General features: G+C 36.4%; 17 protein-coding genes. 10 read left to right on the top strand and 7 right to left on the bottom strand.

The annotated features are described in order from the left end of the window. Positions 1–166: 166 nt before the first annotated feature. Complete coding sequence (locus GQR60_RS16140; protein ID WP_160463503.1) at positions 167–3,055, top strand: sensor histidine kinase; 2,889 nt, start codon at positions 167–169, stop codon at positions 3,053–3,055. A 6-nt stretch (positions 3,056–3,061) separates the two neighbouring features. Then, the gene (locus tag GQR60_RS16135) at positions 3,062–3,901 is read left to right on the top strand and encodes a LytR/AlgR family response regulator transcription factor (RefSeq protein WP_124993929.1); all 840 of its coding nucleotides are present in this window, start codon (positions 3,062–3,064) and stop codon (positions 3,899–3,901) included. Between the two features lie 19 nt (positions 3,902–3,920). Here the strand turns inward: GQR60_RS16135 and GQR60_RS16130 are convergent, their stop codons facing one another. The 5 genes from GQR60_RS16130 to miaB all read right to left on the bottom strand — a co-directional run bounded on the left by GQR60_RS16130 (position 3,921) and on the right by miaB (position 13,058). Next, entirely contained in the window at positions 3,921–4,502 is a 582-nt protein-coding gene (locus GQR60_RS16130) for a HutD/Ves family protein (protein ID WP_124993928.1), read from the bottom strand. A 137-nt stretch (positions 4,503–4,639) separates the two neighbouring features. Further along, complete coding sequence (locus tag GQR60_RS16125; protein WP_124993927.1) at positions 4,640–7,060, bottom strand: alpha/beta hydrolase family protein; 2,421 nt, start codon at positions 7,058–7,060, stop codon at positions 4,640–4,642. Between the two features lie 562 nt (positions 7,061–7,622). Then, the gene (locus tag GQR60_RS16120; protein WP_191991638.1) at positions 7,623–10,871 is read right to left on the bottom strand and encodes a S41 family peptidase; all 3,249 of its coding nucleotides are present in this window, start codon (positions 10,869–10,871) and stop codon (positions 7,623–7,625) included. A gap of 236 nt (positions 10,872–11,107) precedes the next feature. Continuing rightward, complete coding sequence (locus GQR60_RS16115) at positions 11,108–11,626, bottom strand: GNAT family N-acetyltransferase (protein ID WP_124993926.1); 519 nt, start codon at positions 11,624–11,626, stop codon at positions 11,108–11,110. Between the two features lie 100 nt (positions 11,627–11,726). Further along, positions 11,727–13,058 (bottom strand): tRNA (N6-isopentenyl adenosine(37)-C2)-methylthiotransferase MiaB, encoded by a 1,332-nt coding sequence (gene miaB, locus GQR60_RS16110; RefSeq protein ID WP_124993925.1) that lies wholly within the window; start codon positions 13,056–13,058, stop codon positions 11,727–11,729. Positions 13,059–13,486: 428 nt separating this feature from the next. Here miaB and GQR60_RS16105 point away from each other — a divergent pair, with 428 nt between their 5' ends. From GQR60_RS16105 to GQR60_RS16095, 3 genes are all read left to right on the top strand, one after another. Then, a complete protein-coding gene (locus GQR60_RS16105) occupies positions 13,487–14,320 on the top strand; it encodes a universal stress protein (protein WP_124993924.1) in 834 nt (277 codons plus the stop codon). Between the two features lie 73 nt (positions 14,321–14,393). Beyond that, positions 14,394–14,906 (top strand): hypothetical protein, encoded by a 513-nt coding sequence (locus tag GQR60_RS16100; RefSeq protein ID WP_124993923.1) that lies wholly within the window; start codon positions 14,394–14,396, stop codon positions 14,904–14,906. Positions 14,907–14,928: 22 nt separating this feature from the next. Beyond that, a complete protein-coding gene (locus GQR60_RS16095) occupies positions 14,929–16,830 on the top strand; it encodes an amidophosphoribosyltransferase (protein ID WP_124993922.1) in 1,902 nt (633 codons plus the stop codon). 100 nt (positions 16,831–16,930) lie between these two features. Here the strand turns inward: GQR60_RS16095 and GQR60_RS16090 are convergent, their stop codons facing one another. Continuing rightward, entirely contained in the window at positions 16,931–17,908 is a 978-nt protein-coding gene (locus tag GQR60_RS16090) for a GNAT family N-acetyltransferase (protein ID WP_124993921.1), read from the bottom strand. Positions 17,909–18,062: 154 nt separating this feature from the next. After that, a complete protein-coding gene (locus GQR60_RS16085; protein WP_124993920.1) occupies positions 18,063–18,899 on the bottom strand; it encodes a 1-acyl-sn-glycerol-3-phosphate acyltransferase in 837 nt (278 codons plus the stop codon). A 207-nt stretch (positions 18,900–19,106) separates the two neighbouring features. Between GQR60_RS16085 and GQR60_RS16080 the strand changes: the two genes are divergently transcribed. From GQR60_RS16080 to GQR60_RS16060, 5 genes are read left to right on the top strand one after another with little or no spacing between them, the layout of a single operon-like run. Then, positions 19,107–19,568, top strand: a complete 462-nt coding sequence (locus GQR60_RS16080; RefSeq protein WP_124993919.1) for a division/cell wall cluster transcriptional repressor MraZ — start codon at positions 19,107–19,109, stop codon at positions 19,566–19,568. Between the two features lie 57 nt (positions 19,569–19,625). Continuing rightward, positions 19,626–20,531, top strand: a complete 906-nt coding sequence (rsmH, locus tag GQR60_RS16075; RefSeq protein WP_124993918.1) for a 16S rRNA (cytosine(1402)-N(4))-methyltransferase RsmH — start codon at positions 19,626–19,628, stop codon at positions 20,529–20,531. A gap of 2 nt (positions 20,532–20,533) precedes the next feature. Beyond that, entirely contained in the window at positions 20,534–20,914 is a 381-nt protein-coding gene (locus GQR60_RS16070; RefSeq protein ID WP_101309401.1) for an FtsL-like putative cell division protein, read from the top strand. Continuing rightward, positions 20,914–23,031 (top strand): penicillin-binding protein, encoded by a 2,118-nt coding sequence (locus tag GQR60_RS16065; RefSeq protein ID WP_124993917.1) that lies wholly within the window; start codon positions 20,914–20,916, stop codon positions 23,029–23,031. The genes GQR60_RS16070 and GQR60_RS16065 overlap by 1 nt, the downstream gene beginning before the upstream one ends. A 10-nt stretch (positions 23,032–23,041) precedes the next feature. Beyond that, a complete protein-coding gene (locus GQR60_RS16060; RefSeq protein WP_124993916.1) occupies positions 23,042–24,499 on the top strand; it encodes a UDP-N-acetylmuramoyl-L-alanyl-D-glutamate--2,6-diaminopimelate ligase in 1,458 nt (485 codons plus the stop codon). Position 24,500: the final 1 nt, after the last annotated feature.

Raw genomic sequence — 24,500 nt, 5'->3', positions numbered from 1 at the left:
TTCTGACAGTTTGTTTCCTTTGGATTGTCTTATTATTTACCACTTATTACTCTATCTGCTCACTTGTTATCTATTGAATCATAATTTAGAATAGAATTCCTATCTTGGTATTTGTATTTAAAAACCCCTTATATCTAAACTCAAAATGAGGAGAATCTGTCTCATCATGTTCCTGATTTTTTTGACTCTTTCTGTGTTTGCACAGCAGCGTCCATATATCAATTATACAACTCATTCGGGTTTGCCTCAAATTCAGGTTCGGGCAATTCATCAGGATCATTTAGGATATATTTGGGTGGGAACCAAGTCTGGTTTGGTGAAGTTCAACGGGGAAGAGTTTGAGAATTACCTGCCTAATAAAAGTATATACGAGATTGAAAGCGATTCGAAAGGACGGGTTTATGTAAAAACCTACGATCAATTGTATCGATTTGATGGCAGGGATATGCTGCTGTTAACAGGCTTCAAAAATCCTGCTGCGGTGATTATAGGGAATGAAGAGTATTGGATTTTATCTGAAAATTGCCTTTTTCAGTATCGGGATACAGCTGAAATACAGCGATACGTTTCGGATGCGGATTTTAAAGGGGTCATAAATTCGGTAGCATATGTAAAGGATAAAGCCAGGATGTATTTTACAATGCAGGATTTAAATCAAATCTTTAGTATTGCGGATGGGAAAATAGAACGCGAAATTAAATTTGAAGGTTCTGTAAAACGAAAGGTTTTAGCTTTAAAGGGGGAGGAAATTGTCTTGGTGGAGGAAGAAAATGAAAACATTCATTACCTGAATCCTGTTGATAAAAGTAATTATTTTAGTGTTTACAGGACCAACAACCGGGTTGATAGTATTAAAATAAACCATTTGCCAGTAAAGGATTATCTGTATGTCAATGACTATTCTTTTTACCGTTTGGATAGTGTTACAAAATCCTCCACAAAATTCAATTTGGATTTTATAAAAGCACCATATCCGGCTATTTTAGATCGGGATAATAATATTTGGTCTGGTTCGGACAATGGCTTGTATCAGATATTTAATGGTCCCATATCCAATTTTCCCCGAAGCTTTATGAACGATATCTGGACAATGATTAAAGGGGATGACGGTCATTTTTATGGCGCTGTATATAAAGATGCTTTGTATCGTTTGGACATGAAATCTCAAACCAAGGAGGAAATTCTTGCTCCGGGGCCATTCCACCGAAAGGAGACCGATTACTATTATGGTGCTTCAAAAGATAAAAAGGGTTTTCTGTATTTTCCTACGCATTACGGATTGGTGAAATACAACTACAAAAACACAAAGAAATTCGATACCGGAATTTCCTTGATCACGAAATACGATTCTGTTAGCAATCGAATTATATTCGGACAAATGAACGGACTTGGTTTTATCGATGAGAAGGAAAATATTGAGATTCTGATTGATTCAAGCAAGCAGTTGGTTCCTTCGCATCCTAAAGCTATAGATTTTGATGAAGAGGGAAATATTTGGATTGGGACTAATGGTTGTCTCACCAAATACGACCGAAAAAAGAAATGTTTTTCAAAAATAGAAGGCGGTCCTAAGTATGGTGTTTTTTCTATCCATAAAGATGTAAAAGGAAATTTTTGGATGGGAGGGAAGGACGGTTTGTGGTTTTACAATTCACAAAATGAGGAATTTAGAAGAGTCGACGATGGAATCATCGAAAACAATATTGCCGGAATTATCTCGAAAAGTGATGAATTACTGATTGTTGGAACTTCTTTGGAGGTTTTTGCGATGGATTTGGCATTATTTTATTCCAAAGGAAATATCCGCATGAAGCTGTTCAATTTTCGAAATGGATTTTTGTCCGAGGAGGTTTGTCAGAATGGGTTTTTACTGGATAAAGATTTGTTGTACGTTCCTTCTACAACTTGCACTTCAGTTATTGATCTGCATAAAGTCAATTTTGATACTGATTTTTATGATGTGCGAATTACAAGCCTAAATGATAAGGGAATAATTTATTCAGATACAATCTCCAGATCAGAAATTTGTATGGAAAATGGTTGTAACGAATTGGATTTATCTTTTGAAGCAATTGGTTTTGGTTTGCCAACCAATCCGATGTTCAAATACAAGTTGGATGGTGTAGATAAAACTTGGAGCGATTGGACAAAAAAGAAGTATGCAAACTATCGGAATTTGGCTTCAGGAAACTATTGTTTTCATGTAATGGCGCGCCCAGGCGGAAATCCAAATGTAACAACACAAAAAGAGGATCATTTGCATCTTAAAATTTCGTTGCCTTTTTATAAGGAGCCTCGTTTTTATCAGCATACTTTAATTGGTTTTGTAATATTGGTGTTGATACTTGGTTTTTTTGTTCATTCCAGAATCCATATTAAAATGAAAATGTTGGATCGGGAACGAAAAATAAAATTTCTTGAAATTGCGACTTTGCAGGCACAATTAAATCCTCATTTTGTTTTTAATATTTTGTCGTCAGTACAGAATTTAATCAGTTTGCATAAGCCCGAAAAGGCCAACGAATACTTAATTAAGTTTTCAAGATTGATTCGTGCTTACATGGAGGCATCTATTAAATCATCAAAGGTTTTACTGGGAGCTTCGGTTAGCAGTGAAATTACGATTAAAGAGGAAGTGGATTTATTGCAGATGTATATTGAATTGGAACAGGTAAAACATAAAGAACGGAAGTTTGATTTTGAAATTAAATTGGATTCTGATGACCTCCAAAACAAAACAATTCCGCCAATGATTTTGCAGCCTTTGGTAGAAAATGCAATTAAACATGGTTTGGAGCCTGGTGAGAAAATTGGATTTCTGCAGATTCGCTTTTCAGATCGGGAAGATGGTGTGGAATGTATGATTCGGGATAATGGAATTGGACGGGAACGCTCTCAGCAAAATAAAAAGGATTCGATCAAATTGTATCAGTCCAGAGGATTGGAACTAATCAATAAAAAAATTGAAATTCTCAACGATCTGGATTATAAAATTAAGATTGAATACAAAGACCTTGATGAAGGAACAGAAGTAAGTGTGACATTTACTAATTAGCAGGTTATGCAAGAAGTTTATACAGCATTGGTAGTTGAGGATGTCGAAGATACATCAAACTACATCAAACAAAGAATCGAAAAATTGTGTCCTTTAATCAGAGACATTCAACAAGCATTTAGTATCGATGATGCCTATGAAAAGATTAAAGCGAATCATTTCGATATCATATTTCTGGATATTCAATTGCCTAAAGGAACGGGTTTTGATCTTTTGCGGATGCTTTCGGATGAAGGCAAAATAGACTTTGAAATCATTTTTATAACAGGCGAAAGTGCAAAAGAGTTTACCCTTAGAGCCATTAAATATTCGGCTCTCGATTTTCTTTACAAGCCTTTAGATGATACTGATTTAATACTTGCTGTAAACAAAGCAACGGAGAAACTGCGATCGCAGTATTTCAACCGGCAAATAAGCTTGCTTTTAGATCGGGTTGGGGACAGTAACATAAATAAAACCAATAAAATTGCTCTGCATCTGCACAATGGAATTGTTGAATTTGTGACTGTCGATGAAATTAAATACCTCGAGGCCGATGGTGTAATTGCCTACGTATTTTTAAGAAATGGGAATCGACTCACTACTACCAGAAATTTGGGTTACTATAAAGAGATGCTGATGATAGATTATAATTTCTATCCCATAAGCAATAGTTTATTAGTAAATCAAGATTATATTCTGCGTTACAATCATAAGGAACTGCAATTAACTCTTAACGATGGCACTGTTTTGTTTGCTTCAAAACGTTTTGGGAAAAGTTTTAAAGACACCTTTACTCAGCAAAATAATAACGGATCAAAAGTTTTGCGAAGTATTGCTCACCTGTGGAAAAGAATGCTCGAGTAATATTTGAAAACCAGAAATCTTAAATAATGATTTTAGATATAATGATCTCGCTGTTCTCCATTCCGGTTAGTTGCAGGTTTGCGCTGCCAAATTGAGTAATCACCAGGAGGTTTCCCTGTTGCAGCTGATGAATTTTCTGATTTATAGTCAGACTAATTTCACCTGAGAAAATATATCCAATCAGGAAATCTGTTTCTTTTTCAAGAGGTAAATTTACAATTTGTTTCTTTTCAATAGAAAGAGCCTTGATTTCTCCTTTTGAAGTGACGCGTGTCATCAAATTAAAATCGATGCATTCTCCAATCGATGAGGTTTTCCAGTCTCCTTCAAAGCTGTCTGTATCGAATTTGTCAAGCTTTTTGCTGTAACGATTTTCATGAATGATTTCTATTGCTCCATCTAAAATCATGATTTTTCGCGACACGCCGGGTAGGGAAGTAAAATCTGATTCCTCAACTTCTACCGTAGCTGTGCTTAGTCTAAAATCAAAATCTCTTCGCTGGTAATCTGATGTTGGCGGGTAGATATAAAGTTGAGTACTGGTTCCGCCCGACCAGTTAATTGTATTAAAATCATCTGCTTTTTTAATTTCGAAATTCATGTTGTGGATTGTTGTGTTTGCAAATCAAAATTACAAAAGACGAATGAGAATAATAGTGCCCTTTTCTATTAAAAAAGAAAAGGGAATTCATCTTTACGAGTGAATTCCCTTCTTGTATAACTTTGAAACTTGCAGACTTATTCCATCTTTCTGTTTTTAACATACTTTTCAAGCCACTGATCTTGTTCCCACAACATGTGCAGGATACTCTCTTTGGCTCTGTAACTATGACTTTCTTTTGGGAAAATAACCAATCGAACGTTAGCTCCCAATCCTTTTAGTGCGTTAAAATACCGCTCACTTTGCATTGGGTAAGTTCCTGAATTGTTATCTGCTTCGCCATGAATTAACAGCAAAGGAGTTTTCATTTCGTCGGCATGCATAAAAGGCGACATTTTGTAGTATACTTCAGGGGCGTCCCAATACGAGCGTTCTTCGCTCTGAAAACCAAATGGTGTTAATGTTCTGTTGTAGGCACCGCTTCGGGCAATTCCGGCAGCAAACAAATCTGAATGACTTAATAGGTTGGCCACCATAAAAGCACCGTAACTATGTCCGCCAACAGCAACTTTATTTCTATCGATATATCCCAAAGAATCTACAGCATCAATTGCAGCTTTTGCATTCGAAACCAGTTGCTTACAGAAAGAATCGTTTGGTTCTGTTTCACCTTCTCCAATAATAGGGAATGAGGCATCATCTAAAACAACATAACCCTTAGTTACCCAGTAAATTGGCGATGCCCAGTAAGGGTAGGTAAACTCGTTTGGATTTTGAGTGTTTTGAGAAGCACTTGCTTTGTCCTTAAATTCCTTTGGATAAGCCCACAAAATCATTGGCATTTTTTCTTTTTTGTTTGCGTCATAACCTACAGGAAGATATAAGGTTCCGGATAGTTCCAAACCATCTTCTCGCTTGTAGTTTAAAACCTCTTTGTGCACGTTTTGGATGCTTTTAAAAGGATTCTCGAAGCTGGTAAGTTGCTGAAGTTCTTTCTTTTTTATATTTCGGAAGTAGTAGTTAGGGTATTCGGTTTTAGATTCAATACGCACCAATAACTTTTTGTTTACAGGATCAAAATCCTGAATGTCTTCAATTTTGTCTTCGTAAGTTGATTGATACAAGCGTTCGGTTTTTTCAGTCTTCAAATTTAACTGATCAACAAAAGGATATTGCCCCTTTTCACTGTAACCATCTCCTATTAAGAAGGCATTATCACCATCTAAAGCCAGTACATAGTTGCTGAATTTATTTCTTTTATGCACAAAGTTTCCCGGATCATTGTATTTGTCCTGATAGTTTCGATCTGAAATTATTTTGGGTTCCTGACTGGCATCCGATGGATTAAACACGTAGGTTTTTATATTTCTGGTATTCCACCAGTAATCCATGGCAATTGCGATATTGTCATTGCCCCAGTCAATAGTATAGAATCGATTGATCGTTTTTAAGATACTTTTTGGCGTGCCGTTAAATGGAGCTTTCAGTTCAAATACTTCATCTCGAAAATCCACTTTGTTTTCGGGATCTCCGCCATCAAGAGCTTCAGTATAAATTAGAGTGGAGGGTTTATCATCGCGCCAATTCAAATCTCTTCTTCCGGTTCTTATTGCCATAAATCCCTTTGGCAGTTCTTCAACCAAAGGCACTTCCAAAACGGTCTGCACCATTTCGCCTTTGCTCGAATATATTGTGGTTTTAAATGGAAATCTTGAGTAGGGAACCAGATAGGAAAATGGTTTTTCGATGGTGGTCAGCATTACATAGTTTCCGTCAGGAGAGAAGGTAATACTTTCAAACATTGCTGCACCTAACCATTTTTCTTTACCTCCGTTAAGCGATATTTTGTAAAGATCTGAAAGAGCCAATTGTTCAAAATTGTATTCGTCATTTTTGTTTTTCAGCAAATCCTGATAGGTTCTGTTTTGAGCTTTACTTCCTTCATTAACAGATATTGTTGGTCCGGTTGGAATACTGTTTTTCGTATCGATGAGTTCTTTTCTGTCTTCAGAAATCATTTTCACCAATAAGGATTTGCTGTCTTCGAACCAATTGATTACATCGCCCATATTGGCATTAACATTGGCTTCTGTTAATTTTGCAGCAACAGCTTTTTTAAGATCCAAAAACCAAATCTCAACACCATCTTGGCTTGTATTAGTAAAAGCGATCATTTTCTGATCGGGCGACCATTTGAAATTGGCTAAACGAGGATTTTCCGGTAATCCTGTTACGGGTTTCGGACTCGCATTTGTTTCTTTTAAATTGATTAATTTCAGATCGTTGTAATAGTTTGTTCTACTACCGATATTTGTTTTTGGGTTGATTCTCAAACCACCCAGACGCAACTCAACTTCAGAAAGTTCAGCAATGGTTTTGTACGAATCACGATATCGTAAAACCATAAAATCTTTACTTTCATCAATAAGTACCGATGGAGCAGCCTTCACATCAACTAAATCTAAGATCTCAGAGGAAGGCTTCTGATAAGTTATGTTCTCCTGAGCATTCGCACTTGAAAAGCCAAGGAGTAAAGCCAGATAAATGAATCGTTTCATAATAAAATTTTTATTTTCGATGAACTTTTATGTGTAGTTGTTTTGTTTGTTATTACTTTATATCATCAGCTTGTTAAATTAACAATAAAATTGTTTATTCTAAAATATACCAAGACTGTTTTTTAGGATGTTGTAAATAAAAAGCCGAAAATAACAACGGCCCCTATTCCGTGTTATTTTCGGCAAATTATGTCTGTTCAGGTTTTGAAAAAAGTAGGAGAACAGACCCCTATAATTCCGTTTGCCAGTAGGTTAATAAAAGCGGTCAGGAATATCTCTTGAAATTTTATTTTACATTGTTAATTAACAAAAACCATACCAGTAAAATGAGATCGAAACTCAATTCATTTGAGGTGATCAAAGGAGGGATGAGTTCCGTCTCATTTACACTTAAGGTTCAGTTTATTCAGAATATGTAGTTCTTGTTGTTAATCGTATTTAATACATTTTAATCTGATTCCAGTTGTGAGCTGTTTGTTTCGTACACGAGATGTCTTTTGCCTGCAGAACACTTCTTCCATCAGGAAGAAGTGTTTGATTGCAGGTTCATTGATTTCACAGACTATTTTTCATCAATTTCTTTTAATAAAGACTCAACCGCTTTTTTAAGTTGCTGATCATCACCTTTGGTTACAACTTCGTAGTCATTTCTAACTTTAATATCCGGTTCTATTTGGTGATTTTCAATGTATTTTCCTTTGGTGTCTTTTACTCCAACCATTGGCATACCGAAATACAAAGTCGGATCCTGAAGAGTTTCCCACCATACAGCAGTCATAGTACCGGGAACAGGCATTCCAACCAGTTTCCCGATTTTTAATGTTTTGTATACATATGGGAATGCGCAAGCGTCAGAATAATTGCTCTCACTAATTAAAACAGCAGATGGCTTTTTCCACTTGGAAAGAGGTTCTGTTCCAAAATCCTGTCCTCTGGGTGAAAGGGTAGAGTATACTTCACCGCTAAGCAGAGTTGCTAAATCGTCGTGCAGCCATCCTCCGCCATTAAATCTGGTATCAACAACAATGGCTTCGTAAGTACCATATTTACCCAGAATTTCAGAATATACTTTTCGGTAGCTTTGCGAATCCATTCCTTTTACATGAACATATCCAATTCGTCCGTTCGACAGGCGCTCGCATTCTTCCTGACGCTTTTTTACCCAACGTTCGTACAATAAAGTATTAATGCCCGAAACAGGTTTTACAGTTTCTTCCCATCGTTCTTTTGTGTAAGGATTGTAAAGAGATAAGAGTACTTTTTTATCAGCTTTGTGATTTAGTAAAGGATAATAACTCTCGTTTTTAGGAATCACATTTCCATCAATTTTTTCGATGATAGTTCCTGCTTTAATCTTTGAATCGGCTTGGTTAAGGGGGCCTTTTTCCAGTACTTCGGCAATTCGTAAACCATCACCTTCGTAATTCCAATCAAAGAATGCGCCTAATTTGGCTGTTTGATCAGGATTTTTTGATCTGGCCCGATAACCGGAACCGGTATGCGAAGCATTTAACTCACCCAATAACTCACTTAGCATTTCTGCAAAATCGTGATTGTTATTAATATAAGGTAAAAATCGCTTGTATTCACTTTTGTAAAAATCCCAGTCAACTTGATGCATTTCAGGATCATAAAATTTTCTTAACATGGTGCGCCAAACATGTTCAAAAAGATATTCTCTTTCTTTGGCTTTATCCAAATACATTTCGGCAGTGTAGCTGATGTTTTTTCGCTTGTTTGTCGCAACATCTACTTTAATGATGCTGTTGCCTGACATTAAAAACAGGTTTTTTGCTTCCTTGTCGAACTGCATATCGCCGCCACCGCCTTTTAGGTCAAGAATTTTTTTCGTTTCCTTCTCTTCCAAATCGTTTACCCAAAGATCGTATCCACCTTCGAATTTGCTTAGGTAAAATAATTTTTTTCCATCAGGAGTCAGAATTGCATCAGAAAGTTTGGAAGGATTGATTGTTAAACAAATCTGACGATCTTCCATTCCTGAAAATTCAATGTTTAAATCTTCAACTTTATCTTTGTCTTTTTTGTCCTTCTTATCCTTTTTCTTGTCTTTGTCATCGCCATTATCTTCCTCTTTCTTAGCTTTTTCAGCTTCTTCTTTTAATTCTTTTTCTTCCTTTGAAAGTTTGAAATCATCAAATGCTTTCTGGTTAAAGAATTGAATGTAAACATCCGATTGCGAGCCCCAGCTTCCATGACTGCGATATCCACGTTTGTCGGTGAACCAGATCATTGCATTTCCTTTTAATGACCATTTGGCATCAGAATCGCTGTAGCCGCTTTCAGTAAGGTTAATCACCTTCTGATTTCCCTGAGCATCCACCATTGCCGCATCTGGCATAAAAATGGTGTGAGGATAAATATTAACAAGAAACCATTTGCCATCAGGCGACCAGTCGTAATGCTGATCTCCGTCGGAATAAGAGTAGTTCCATTTTTTGCCTAGTATCGTTCTAACTTTTTTTGATTCTAAGTTGATTACTTTTAGGATAACGCGATCTTCAAGAAAAGCAATTTCTTTGCCGTCAGGAGAATATTTTGGTTGAAAGGTTTCTGCATCAATTTCCAAAACTGCCTCTTCTTTTAAAATGGTAGAGTTGGCAAACTGAGTTTCATCTTCCCGGGTCATTTTGGTTTGGTACAAATTCCAGCTGCCGTTTCTTTCCGAAGCATATAGTAAAGCTTTTCCATCAGGACTAAAGCTTACCGAGCGTTCCTGTTCCGGAGTGTTGGTAATTCGTTTTGTAGTTCCATATTCAACAGAGGTCACGAAAACTTCTCCACGTACAATGAAAGCAACTTCTTTTCCGTTTGGAGAAACGCTCATTTCGGTAGCGCCGCTGCTTAGTTTTTCAAAACTGACTTCATTTTCTTTATTGTCAATAGCAATGGCTGTTTCTAGTTTTACAGGAGCTTTTCCTTCTTCCTGAGTATAAATTTCACCATTCCAGGAATAACAAAGTTTGTTGCTGTCAGAAATGCTTAAGAAACGAACCGGGAGTTTCTCAAATGTACTGATTTGAGTCAGTTGGGTTTTATCTTTTACAGGAGCTTTCCAAACATTAAAACTGCCTGATTTTTCTGTCAGATAGTAGATCTCATCATTTGATGCATTAAATACAGGATACAAATCCTCACCTTCAAATGTTGAGAACATACTGTGTTTTTTATTTGCAACATCATACAACCAAATGTCTCTGGTAACTGCCGAGGTATGATGCTTTCTCCAATGATCTTCATATCCTTTACTGTCACGGTATAATATGTACTCCATATTTTTACTGTACTTTGCATCCAATGCCGGCGAAGTCAGTATCTGTGAAACTTTGCCGCCATTTACCGGTACACTGTACAATTCAGGAAGTACGCCTGACGGAAACATTGCATTTTTGAAATCATCACTAATTGTTGAAGAAAATAGTATGTTTTGTCCGTCTGGTGTAAAACTAGATGGTATTTCTCCTTTTGAATTAAATGTAATTCTGTTCGGAGTCCCTCCTTCAACAGGTATTGTAAAGATGTCAAAATTCCCGTATCGGTCAGAAGCAAATGCGATAGTTTTGCTGTCGGGAGACCAAACCGGTTGGTAGTCGTAGGACTGGTTGCTGGTAAGTGCTGTGGCATTACCACCTTCCGAAGAAATGGTAAATAAATCGCCGCCATATTCAAAAACAACAGTTTGACCATCCGGAGAGATTGACGGATACCTCAACCATTGAGGATTATCCATACCGAGAAGACTTTGTGCAAGAGCAATTAAAAATGTGGTGATGAAAAACAACTTTTTAATCATGTTTTGTCGAATTGTGTTAAAAATTAGGACATAGGTTTTCCATGAACAATAATATTAATTCGATGGTAGTATCATAATTTGTACCAAAGCTAATAAGCTCTTGATTGTGTGTGTGGTTGTGTTGAAAGTGTTGTACTGCAGATAATTATTATTGTTCGGATGTGAACAAAGTACTGTTCGTTTTCGGACTGCTTGTCTGCAGTTATAATAAATAATTACAGTGAAAATTGTGAGATTTACAGGTCGTTAAATTCCTTTGGGTATTCAACACATCCGGAAACGGTTTTTAGAGCATCTTTTTCCAATTCAAGTGCCATAAAAACTTCATTTGGCACTTCAAAAGTACATGTGATATTGAATTTGGAAGCTGGAGTAAAACCAAATTCAGGGTAATATTTATCGTGCCCCAATACAATTACAGATTGGTGCCCCATTTTTTTTGCCTTTGCCAATCCATTCTCTACCAATTGTGCCCCAATACCTAATCCTTGCAATTCAGGTATTACCGACATAGGTGCCAAGGCTAAAGAATCAAATGTGTTATTCTCAGATTTAATTTCGATTGGAAAGAATAAAATATGACCAACAATTTCATTTCCCATACAAGCAACTAAGGAAAGATCTTTGATGAACTTTTTGTTTTTTCGAAGTTTTTCAACTAATAATCCTTCAGTTTCTCTACCAAATGCCATGTCGTTAATCATGGATATAGTCTTGTAATCATTCTTGTTTTCCGGTCGAATCTGAATTTTCATAGTAGTAAGGTTTTGATGCAGGCTGTCTGGTAAAAATACCAAAAAAATCCAACACAACTGAATAATTCAGCCTTGTTGGATTTTAATATGTGTTTTCAGATTAAACAGCTTCTCCTACAAGAGTTGCTTTGGTGCATTCGTTAATAATTACATTTGCCAAATCACCAACACGGTAGTTCTTTTTTGGAAATACAACCACTTTATTTTGTGAAGTTCTTCCATATACATCCTGTTCAGATCTTTTGGAAATTCCTTCAATCAAAACTTCGAAAACTTTTCCAATATCACCTTGATTGTTTTCTAAAGATATTTGGTTTTGCAGAGCAATCATCTCTTCTAATCTTCTTTGTTTTACCTCTTCGGGAACATTGTCTTCTAAATTCTTGTAAGCAAATGTACCCGGACGTTCTGAATATTTAAACATGTAGGCTAAATCGAATTTCGCCCATTTCATTAATTCAATGGTTTGATTGAAATCTTCTTCGCTTTCATTATGGAATCCACAAAAAATATCGGAGGAAATCCCGCATCCTGGTATAATTTTTCGGATGGCTGCAATTCTGTCTTTATACCATTCCTGAGTATATTTTCTGCGCATGTCTTTCAAAACGGAATCACTTCCTGATTGCACCGGCAAGTGAATAAACTTACAGATATTATCATGCTTGGCAATGGCTTTTAATGTGTCATCACTCATGTCTTTAGGGTGTGACGTTGCGAACCTGATTCTCATTTCAGGAACAGAAACAGCAACCATCTCTAAAAGCTCAGGAAAGCTGACTTCGGAAACAGAATTCTTAAAAGCAAATGAATTTACATTTTGGCCTAAGAGAGTAACTTCTTTGTATCCTTTTTCAGCCAAATCTTTAACTTCTTTTAATATACTCTCCGGGTTTCGGCTACGTTCACGTCCTCTTGTGTAGGGAACAATGCAGTAGGTGCAGAAATTATTGCAGCCTCTCATGATAGAAACAAAACCAGATATGGAAGTTTCATCAATTCTCGACGGACAAATATCTTTGTATGTTTCGGTAAGGGAGAGTTCTATGTTGATCGCTTTCTCTCCATTTTCTGCTTTTTTCACCAGAAGAGGAAGATCCATATAGGCATCAGGGCCAACAACAATATTTACATTTTTTTCCTGATCAAATAGTTTTTCTCCGAGTCGTTCAGCCATGCAGCCAATTACTCCAACCAATAGTTTTGGGTTCTTTTTCTTTAATTCGCTAAAGCCTTGAACTCTTCCACGAACTCTGGTTTCTGCATTTTCACGAACCGAGCAGGTATTTACTAAAATTACATCAGCTTCTTCGCGGTTTTTTGTAATGATAAAACCATCATGTTCCATTATCGAAGCTACAACTTCACTATCAGCAACATTCATTTGGCAACCGTAAGTCTCCAAAAATAATTTTTTGTTGTTATTGCTCATTTTTGTATTTCCCTTATAATAAATTTTGTGCAAAGTTATATTATCTCAACTGAATGACAAGAAAGGAGAGGTGATTTAGAATGGGTAAAGAATAATGGATTGCGTTTCAGAATTCAGGATGTAAGCTTATGATTATTAATTGGATGGTTTTTAGTTGATTAATTTGTACTTTTAGTAGGAGATCGAAACGATTTTCATCAATATTTAAGCAATGGATATTTAAGTTTATATTGGCTTGGTAATTGTGTTTGTTGCTAAATATTTTTGTGTATTTTTATCCCGCAAATAAGGGGTTCAGGAAGAACTTGATTTAGAGTGGGTTTGTGAGAAATTAATCTCTTTTTAAACCCGTTTGGATGGTATGTCGTTCAAATTTAGGAATAGTTCTTGTGTTACGGTTATAAAGTGTTAATGTAAAAGTAGACATCATGAAACGTATTTTAGTTCCAGTTGATTTTTCTGGTGATTCTCTCAAGGCATTGAGGTTTGGCATTTATTTGGCAAATAAATTGGATTGTCATCTTAGGATGATTCATGTGCAGAAATCTGAGAAATTCGAAATCCCTTTTCATTTCGAGGAATTGAAAAATGAAATCATTCATACCGTACAAGAATATTTCGAGAAATTGACTGAGCTTCATTCTGCTGACTATTGTGTTAGGAATGGAGTTTTTGATTTTAAAATAAGAACAGGAAGTGTTTACCGCGAAATTGTAAATCAAGCAAAATACGGCGATGCATACATGATTCTTATGGGAGCTTACGGAGCTTCCGGTTTCGAAGAATTTTTTATTGGAAGTAATGCTGTTAAAGTCGTTACGAATGCCACTTGTCCTGTTATAACGGTACAAAAAGAATTCACTAAGGGGCAGGTAAAAACAATTGTAATGCCTATTGATGCAAGCACTGATACAAGAAAGAAAATTCCATTTGTGTCTGAAATTGCTTCCCGATGTAATGCGAAAGTTCATATTTTGGGTGTTCATGAAACTTCCGACACCAATGTGATCGGGAAGATTGAACATTATATGAGACAGGCTGAAGACTACTTAAAGGATGGGAATATTGACTATGTGAAGAGCATTCGTAAAGGAGACAATAATACTTTCTCTTCTCTGGATTATGCTCGTGAAGTAGATGCAGATTTAATTGCAATTATGACAGAACAAGCTGAAAGCTCGATTAATATGTTTTTTGGATCTTACGCTCAACAGATGATAAATCGTTCTGAAATTCCAATATTATCTGTTCCTAACAATTAATTAATGAATCCGGCAGCTGGTTTAACAGGTGATTCATCTTCTGTTTTTATTAGGTGTTTATAAACAACAAAAAATGCAGTACATTAAAATATTATTCTTATCTATCTTTATTCTGTTAGGTGTCTCATCAAATGCACAATTTGTTGAAGACGTGAAATCTAGTGGTGAACAAAGAGTAGACTCGCTGGGGAGTGTTAGGCTCATTCAGGATGATCGAATTAAAGAGCTGCTCGATACAGATAAAATGATTAGCTCAAAGGATCCTGGATTTTCAGGATATAGAATTCAGATTTTTTCAGGTAGAAGTACCGATCGGGAAAAAGCATTTAAGATTAAGGAAGAATTTAAAGAGCTGTTTCCTGAAGAAAGGGCTTATGTAGTATATAAGGCTCCTGATTTTAGGGTTAGTGTTGGTAATTTTCGAAGTAAAATAGAATCAATCGAGCTTTACAAAGCTTGTTTAAAGTTCTTTCCGAATTGTTATCCGGTTAAGACTTATATTTTATTTTCAGATTTGACACCAAACGAGCAAGATCTTGAAGAGCTTATTCTTGATGAAGAGGATAAACAACAAAATGCAAACTAAATAACCATTTAAGAAGTTAATAATGAGTGACCAACTAAAGCACGAGTGTGGGATAGCAATGATTCGATTGCTAAAACCTCTTGAGTACTATCAGGAAAAATACGGATCGTGGAGATATGGTATTCAAAAACTCTATCTGTTGATGGAAAAACAACACAACAGAGGCCAGGAAGGTGCTGGAGCTGTTGGGTTGAAATTGGACATGCCTCCAGGGAACAAATACATTCATCGTGAGCGTTCATGCAGTGATCAGCCAATAAAAGATGTTTTTGACGGTGTTTACAAAGAGCTGGCGGCCGCAGAGGCAAAATATCCTGAGAAATTTAATGACCCTGTTTGGGCCAAAGCAAACTTACCCTTTGCAGGAGAAGTGTATTTGGGACATTTACGATACGGAACTTTTGGACGAAACAGTATTGATTTCGTTCATCCGGTAATGAGAGAAAATAACTGGAAGTCGAGAAATCTGGTGTTGGCCGGAAACTTTAATCTGACTAATGTTGATGAGCTATTTGATTTGTTGGTTGGATTGGGACAACATCCTAAAAATTATACTGATACAGTAACAATTCTTGAAAAAGTAGGGCATTATTTAGACGAAGAAAATCAAATGCTATTCCGTCAGTATAAAAATGATGGTTTATCGAATCAGGAGATATCCCCTCAAATAGAAAAGAATATAGATATACAAAAGGTGCTTTCGGGAGCCAGTAGAGATTGGGATGGAGGATATGCAATTGCAGGTATGTTTGGCCATGGCGATTCTTTTGTGATGAGAGATCCTTGGGGTATTCGTCCGGCATTTTATTATCATGATGATGAGATTGTTGTAGTTGCTTCGGAAAGACCGGTTATTCAAACAGCTTTAAATGTTAGAGCAAATTCGATTAAAGAAATTGCTCCGGGAAATGCAGTTATTGTTCGTAAGAATGGTGATGTTGCCGAGGTTCCTGTGCGTGTTGCTCAAAAAAGAAGATCTTGTTCTTTCGAAAGAATCTATTTTTCCCGGGGAAGCGATAGAGATATTTATAAGGAAAGGAAGAGGCTGGGGCAACTGTTGACTCCGGCTATCTTGGATTCTGTTGATCATGACATTAAAAATACTGTTTTTTCATTTATTCCAAATACTGCTGAAACAGCATTTTATGGCATGATGGAAGGTGTTCGACATCACTTAATGGAGCAAAAAAAACAGCAGATTCATGATTTGAACGGAAGTTGGACAGAGGAAAAACTTCAGGAGATTATCTCTGTTGAGCCCAGAGTAGAAAAAATAGCTATTAAGGATGCGAAAATGAGAACCTTCATTTCCAATGATGAAGGGCGTGACGATTTGGTAGGTCATGTTTATGATGTTACTTACGGGATTGTTAAGAATCAAGAGGATAATCTGGTTGTTATTGATGACTCTATTGTTAGAGGGACAACTTTAAAGCAAAGTATTCTTAGGATCTTAGATCGTCTTCATCCAAAAAAGATTGTAATTGTTTCTTCAGCTCCTCAGATTCGTTATCCTGATTGTTATGGAATAGATATGACCCGAATGGGTGAATTTATTGCTTTTAATGCTGCAATTGCAATGCTGAAAGAGCGTGGTTTGGAGGCTGTAATTGATGAAACATATAAGAAGTGTAAAGCTCAGGAAAATTTGCCTAAAGAAGAGGTAGTTAACTTTGTGAAAGAAATTTACAAGCCTTTTACTGCGGAAGAAATATCGGATAAAATTGCGGTGTTACTAACTCCGGAAGTGATGGATGCTGAGGTGAGGATTGTTTATCAGACAGTTGAAAATCTTCATGTAGCTTGTCCTGAGCATACTGGTGATTGGTATTTCACAGGAAATTATCCAACTCCAGGAGGAAATAAAGTGGTGAATACTTCTTTTATTAACTATTGTGAAGGAAATGACAGACGGGCTTACTAAAATAAGTTCGATATAAAATGGAAACCCGTCTTGCAAAAGGCGGGTTTTTTGTTTGAATGTGTTACAAAAAAAAGCATTCTTTTCAGAATGCTTTTTGAGATTATTTCTTTTTAAAAATATTCAGTTTTGTTTTTGGAAGCTTGATGTGCAGTAAAGAAAGGTAAGATGCCGTGTGCCGGTCTTTTTTGTTCTCGTAAACATCGGCAATTGTAATCATGATACCTGTTTCTTCAACATCTCCAAAATGTGTGTTGATGGCTGTGCCAAAGCACTTCATTGTAGGGGATAATCCCATGTAAGCATTAATGAGTGGGGGAACATTTTCTCCATTCTTACGAACATTTTGTGATAGAACTTTGTAGTTCTCCTCAAAAGTATCTTTGCAAAAATCTTTTGCTAACAGCTCTGTGTCCATATTGGTTACAAGAGGAGTTGTAGGAGTGGCAAGTTTGTCCGGATCGTTGAACATTTTATTCATGAAATACAGGATGTGATTTCGGGCATCTCTGTTGTAATCAGGATACATTGTTACTTTGCCAAAGAAATATTTAATTTCAGGGTAATCAATAATTAAAGCACCTAATCCATCCCATAAATTATCAAGTGCATATAAACTTTTACGGCCTTTTCTGATCGATTGATATTCCGGTTGTACAAACGACCGCCCCAATTCGATCATGTGAGGCATATAGTTCTTTTTAAATTCATCTGAGAAATTAAACAATCTGGAAGTTGCAAGATAGATTTCTCCATTTTCATCTTTAGGAGCCTCGCTGCACAAAATATAACGGTAGCCGCCAAGAATTTCTTTTGCTTTAGGATCCCAAACAATTAATTGATGATATGGTTTTTCATCCAGATCAAAGTCATCAATATCAATATCTTTACCTGTACCTCCTCCGGCTTTACGGAAAGTGATTTCACGTAAACGTCCAACTTCTCTCATCAGATTAGGAGAATCATGATGTGTGAAGCAATAGATTTCATTCGATCCCTTGTTGGTCTTGCGTACAAATCTTTCTTCAGTCAGTTCTTTCTCAAGCTCCTCTCGTGGTACAGGGGGAATAATTTCTTTCATTAGTCGTTGTATTGATTCCTTTGCAAGGATAATTATTATTTTGGTTTTTTTTTTTTACTAAAAATGATTTTCAAAAATACTTACATTATCGATAATAATGAATAGTACTGTGGCTAATATTTGATCAAACGAATAGAACCTTAGGGATAAGGATTTATTGATTTGCTAAATTATATGTTTTCTCTTTCATTTTTTCAGCCCACTTGTCATACGACATACTTTTGTCAAAGGTTTGGTATGAGACAGGCTTACCTACGCAAATAGTGAATTTTTTTCCTCTTTGCTTAAAAAGCTCGTTTGGCAAATATAACATTTCCAAATTAGATTTTAACCTTAGGAATTTCCTAAGATTGGCAAGGTTATAAAAGAAATTAGAGTTTCTTCCGTTAATATGAATAGGTACTATATCGCGTTTGTATTTTTTTGCCTTCGAAATAAAACTTTTTTTCCATTCTAAATCTTCAATTTTCCCTTTTTGTTTTCGGGAAACTAAACCTGCCGGAAAGGTGAGTATTGTTGCTTCCGATTGGTAGGCTTCTACTATTGTTCTTGCAGCTTCTTTTGCTTGCCCTCCATGTTTGTTTATTGGCACAAAAACGTCTGATAAGTTTTTGATATTCATTAGGATATCATTAACCAAAAATTTAATTTTCGGAAAATGCTTGCCAAAAATGCTGATTAAAATAATCCCGTCGGGACCACCTAATGGATGATTGGAAGCGAAAATATATCTGCCTTCTTTATTGATGTTTTCAAGACCTTTAATCTCAAAAGTAATTTGAAGTTCTTCCAAAACACTATCTGCAAATTCAATACCTTCTTTTTGATAGTTTCTTGATAAGAAATCATTAAGCTCATCCTGATGAACGATTCTTTTAAGGTAACGAATTATAAACTTAGGGAGTAGTTTTGAAATTCTTTCACTTTTACTTGCAAAAACCTTCTCTATATCAATTTTTAAATAGCTCTCGGGAGTGTTTTCTTTTTGCATAAAAATCTTAAATATTTTAATATAGTTAGCAAATATCGCAATTTTCTTGCTTTGTTTCTCAAAGATTTATAACAATCTCAATATAATTGAGTGATAATTAGTTGGGCTGCTTGTTAAAAGTTATTAACAAAACTATAAAAGTGGGAGTATGTGGTTGAAAGTGGGTAAATTTTTCTCTAATTTTACAATTGTAAATTATTTTTCCCAATGGTAACATTTATAGGTGATTATCCTTGTAGGTTGGACTCAAAAGGCCGTGTTTTGCTGCCTTCTGCTTTTCGGAAGCTCCTTAATGGAGGTTCTGAAAATCGTTGTGTTCTAAGGAAAAATCTTTACGAGAAATGTTTAGACCTCTACTCTATTTCGGAATGGGAGAAGCAAACCGAGATGGTACGGACGAAGGTGAATCCTTTTAATAAGAAGCATGCAGGATTTTTGCGGGAGTTTTTTAGAGGTACTGCAGAGGTCTTAATTGATGGGAATGGACGGATTTTAATTCCTAAGAAATTTTTTGATTTTGCCGGATTTTCAAAAGATGTTACCCTGGCCGGACAAGATGGGAAAATCGAAATATGGGATACTGAAACTTACGAAAAATCAGCTCTTGGGCAGGATGGATTCAGTACTTTGGCTGATGAAATTTTAGGAGGGGATTTAAATAACGGGTAATCGTTGAGTATGAGCATTTAGAGTTGTTCCTTTGTGTTTCAATTAAAAGATAAAAAAATGAGTACATATCATATTCCAGTTTTACTAGGAGAGAGTATTGAAGGGTTGGATATAAAACCAGATGGAATCTATGTAGATCTCACTTTTGGTGGAGGAGGCCATTCAAGAGAGATTTTAAAGCATCTTACTACAGGCAAATTGATTGGCTTTGATCAGGATGTGGATGCAGAAGAAAATGTGCCAAAAGACGATCGGTTCATATTTGTCCGTCATAATTTCAGGTACTTTAAGAATTTCATGAAATATTTAGGTTACCCTAAAGTGGATGGAATTTTAGCCGATTTGGGTGTTTCTTCTCATGAATTTGATGTGGCCGAACGAGGTTTTTCTTTTCGTTTCGATGGCGACCTTGATATGAGAATGAATCAGGATTCAAATTTTACTGCTGCTGATTTATTGAATGAGTATAGTGTTGAGGATTTGTTTCGAATCTTCAAATTTTACGGAGAGGTTAAAAATCCAGGAAAGCTCGTGCGGGTAATTGATAATCAAAGAAAAGAAACGCCGTTTACTACTATTCAGCATTTTAAGGAGGTGATTGCTCCTTGTACGCCTAAGTTTAAAGAGCATAAATATTTAGCTCAGGTATTCCAGGCTATTAGGATAGAGGTGAATCAGGAGATGGATGTTTTGAAGGAAATGTTATTGCAGTCTGCAGAAATGTTAAAGCCGGATGGAAGATTGGTTGTGATCACTTACCACTCTTTGGAGGATAGATTGGTGAAGAATTTTATTCGGGATGGAAAATTTGAAGGCAATGCAGAAAAAGATTTCTTTGGGAATGTGCAAACGCCGTTAACCGCGATTAACCGAAAGGTAATTCTTCCGGGTGAAAAGGAGATTGAGCTAAATGGAAGAGCGCGAAGTGCGAAACTTCGGATTGCTCAACCTAAATCATTATAAGGATGTTTAAATTTCGAAAAAAATACAACGATTTCATTAAGCCTAGTGAGGAACTGAAAGAGACATCTTCAGGTTCGGTCAAGGATTTTATTGATGGAAGTATTTTAACGAAAACGGAAGTGGTTCAACAGTTGCCTTTTATCATTTTCTTAGTTGTTTTAGGAATTTTTTATATCAGCAACAGGTATCGTTCCGAAAGAGTTTATCGTGATATGGTCGGTTTGGAGCAAGAGTTAAAGGAGCTAAGGTTTGAATCGATAACAACAGCCTCCGATCTGATGTATATGAGCAAGCAATCAGAAGTTGTAAAAAGAGTGGAAAATGAAGGTCTTGATTTGATTGAAGCAACCGAGCCTCCTATTAAAATATATTTAGAGAAGTAGTGCCGATAAAAAAGGATATCATATGGCGGGTAGGGGCGATCTATACTTTGGTGATTATTTTTGCAATACTCATTGTTGGTAGGGTGGTAGCCTTGCAATTGTTCGAAGGAGATAAATGGCGAAGTAAAGCTCAGTCTCTTTCGCAGCGAGATGTGATCGTGTCGGCCAATCGGGGAGATATTTGTGCCGCTGACGGCCGGCTTTTAGCAAGTTCATTGCCTTACTATCAATTACGAATGGATTTTCGTGCTTCCGGATTGACAGATTCTCTTTTTCGTGCCGATGTTGATTCTTTGGCACTTTGCTTATCGCGGTTTTTTCAGGATAAATCTGCAAAGGATTATAGAAATATGCTTTGGAAAGCGAAATATCGAACCAAGTCGAACCGGTATTTTTTAATTCACCGAAAGAAAATTAATTACATCGGACTTAAAAAGATCAAGACCTTTCCTATTTTTCGTTTGGGGCAGAATAAAGGTGGATTAATTTGTGAACAGGAAAACAGACGCATACAGCCTCACTTAAATCTGGCCAACAGAACAATAGGATATTTGCTGGAAGGCGAACAAAATCAGCAAATTGGTAAGGTGGGTATCGAAGGGGCTTTTGAAAGTGATTTAAAAGGAGTTGATGGAATAAGTATCATTCAAAAAATGTCAGGCAGATGGTTGCCTGTAAATATGGTCGAGCCTAAAGATGGGAACGATTTGATCACTACCATTGATGTGAATTATCAGGATGTTGCTGAATCTGCTTTAGAGCAACAGCTTATAAAATACAATGCAGATCATGGATCTGTGGTTTTAATGGAGGTGAAAACGGGAGCAGTTAAAGCAATAGCCAATTTAGGTTTCGATGAAAAATCGCAATCATATAAGGAAGATTATAATTATGCTATTGGTGAGGCAACAGAACCTGGTTCAACATTCAAGTTGGCTTCAATAATGGCTTTGTTTGAGGATGGATATGTTGGCCCTATGGACTCTGTGGATACAGGGAATGGCGTATTTAGCTATTACAAAGAAAAAATGCGCGATTCTCATGTAGGCGGATATGGAAAAATAACGGTTCAGGAGGCTTTTGAAAAATCATCGAATGTGGGGATTTCGAAATTGGTAAACGATCACTATAAAAACAAACCTAGATCGTTTATTAATCGTCTTTACGAGTTTCGGTTGAATGAACCATTGGGGCTTGCTATTAAAGGAGAAGGAATTCCAAGTATCAAATATCCTGATGATCCATCATGGTCGGGAGTTTCTTTGCCTTGGATGTCGATTGGGTATGCGGTTCAGCAAACACCCTTGCAGACTCTTACATTTTATAATGCAATAGCTAATAATGGTAAGATGATGAAGCCTAAATTTGTAAAGGAATTGAGGTATCATGGCGATGTAATTCAAACTTTTGATAAAGAAGTCTTGAAATCTAAAATTTGTTCCGGAGAAACACTTAAAAATGTGAAAAACATGTTGGAAGGTGTTGTTTTAAGAGGAACGGCCAGAAACCTGCGGAATGCGAACTATACCATTGCCGGAAAGACTGGAACGGCACAAATAGCCGATAAAAATAAAGGTTATAAAGTTAAAGTGTACCAAGCTTCATTTGTTGGGTATTTTCCTGCTGATGATCCTATGTATTCGTGTATTGTTGTAATTAACCGACCAAATAAAACCAAAGGATTCTATGGAAATCAGGTTGCCGGTCCGGTTTTTAAAACAATTGCAGATAAAGTGTATGCGATGAGCTATTCAATGCATCCAATAAAACCGGATGATGCAAGTTTGGAACCAAAGGTACCGGTTTCATTGAATGGATATAAAAATGATCTGGACAAAGTGTTTGATGAATTAAACATTGAAATAGCGAATAAAGATATTCAGTCGGAATGGGTAATAACTTCGCGGAAAGACTCAATTATTGAATACAAATACAGAACAATTAAGAAATTTATGGTTCCGAATGTAAAAGGGATGGGCGTTCAGGATGCACTTTATATATTGGAAAATGCAGGACTGAAGGTTCGGGTAAAAGGCTTGGGATCTGTGTCCGGACAATCTATACAACCAGGAGCTTATTTTAATAAAGGAGATCATATTACAATCGATTTATCTTAAAATGTGACAGATGGGAATAAATATAAATGAACTGTTTGGTTCGGTAAATATACAGAGCATAAAGGGGAACAGGGATGTTGAAGTGAATGAGATTCATTTTGATTCCCGAAAGGTGAAACACGGCGATTTATTCGTTGCGTGCAGAGGAACCATGTCTGATGGTCATGATTTTATAAATACGGCAGTTGAAAAGGGAGCAACGGTGATTGTATGCGAAGAGTTACCTGACAGCAGTACTTCTGAAACAACCTTTATTGTGGTTGAAGACTCTTCGGCCACGCTTTCGCAGATTGCACATAATTTTTACAACAAACCAACCGAAAATATACAACTGGTTGGTGTAACCGGAACAAACGGAAAGACTACAATTGCTACTTTGTTGTATGATTTGTTTAAAAAACTAGGTTACAAAGTTGGCTTGTTGTCGACAGTTTGCAATTATGTGGATGAAAAAGAAATTAAGGCAACTCACACTACTCCCGACGCATTGCAGTTAAATGCCTTGTTGGCAGAAATGGTTGAGGCCGGATGTGAATATTGTTTTATGGAAGTTAGTTCGCATGCTATCGATCAAAAACGGGTTGGAGCATTGAATTATAAGGGCGGAATTTTTACAAATATCACACACGATCATCTCGATTATCACAAAACATTCGATGCTTATTTAAAGGTGAAAAAAGCTTTTTTTGATCAGCTGGGGAAGAAATCATTTGCTGTTACAAATGCCGATGATAAAAATGGAAAGCTGATGCTCCAAAATATGAAAGGGCATAAATTTACCTATTCAACTCGTTCTTTTGCTGATTATCGCTGTCAGATTTTAGAAAAGCACTTTACAGGAATGCTTTTGGAAATGGATGGCACAGAGATATGGACCAACTTTATTGGTGATTTTAATGCTCATAATTTATTGGCCGTTTATGGTACGGCTCGTCTGCTGAATCAAGACAAAGATGAGGTGTTACGAGGAATAAGTGAGTTGAAATCTGTTGATGGAAGGTTCGAAAGTATCATTTCTACAGATGGCATTATGGCTATTGTAGATTATGCTCATACTCCGGATGCCTTGAAAAATGTCTTGGAAACAATCGAAGCTTTACGAACAGGAAACGAGCAGGTAATAACAGTTGTTGGTGCCGGTGGCGATAGAGATAAAACCAAAAGACCATTAATGGCAAAAATTAGTGCCGAATTAAGCGATAAAGTAATTCTGACATCGGATAATCCAAGATCGGAAGATCCTGATCAGATTATTAAAGATATGAAGGAAGGAGTGACTGCAAACAATACTCGAAAAGTATTAGCGATTACTGATAGAAAAGAAGCTATACGAACAGCCTGTATGTTGGCGCAAAAGGATGATATTATTTTGGTTGCAGGGAAAGGTCATGAAGATTATCAGGAAATAAAAGGAATTAAGCATCATTTTGATGATAAGGAAATAATCAAGGAAATTTTTAAGCTGTAGT

It is taken from the genome of Labilibaculum euxinicum (assembly GCF_009795715.1).
In the GTDB taxonomy this organism is placed as follows: domain Bacteria; phylum Bacteroidota; class Bacteroidia; order Bacteroidales; family Marinifilaceae; genus Labilibaculum; species Labilibaculum euxinus.
The sequence above is the reverse complement of the archived record's forward strand: the minus strand, read 5'-3'. Positions and strand labels throughout refer to the sequence as shown.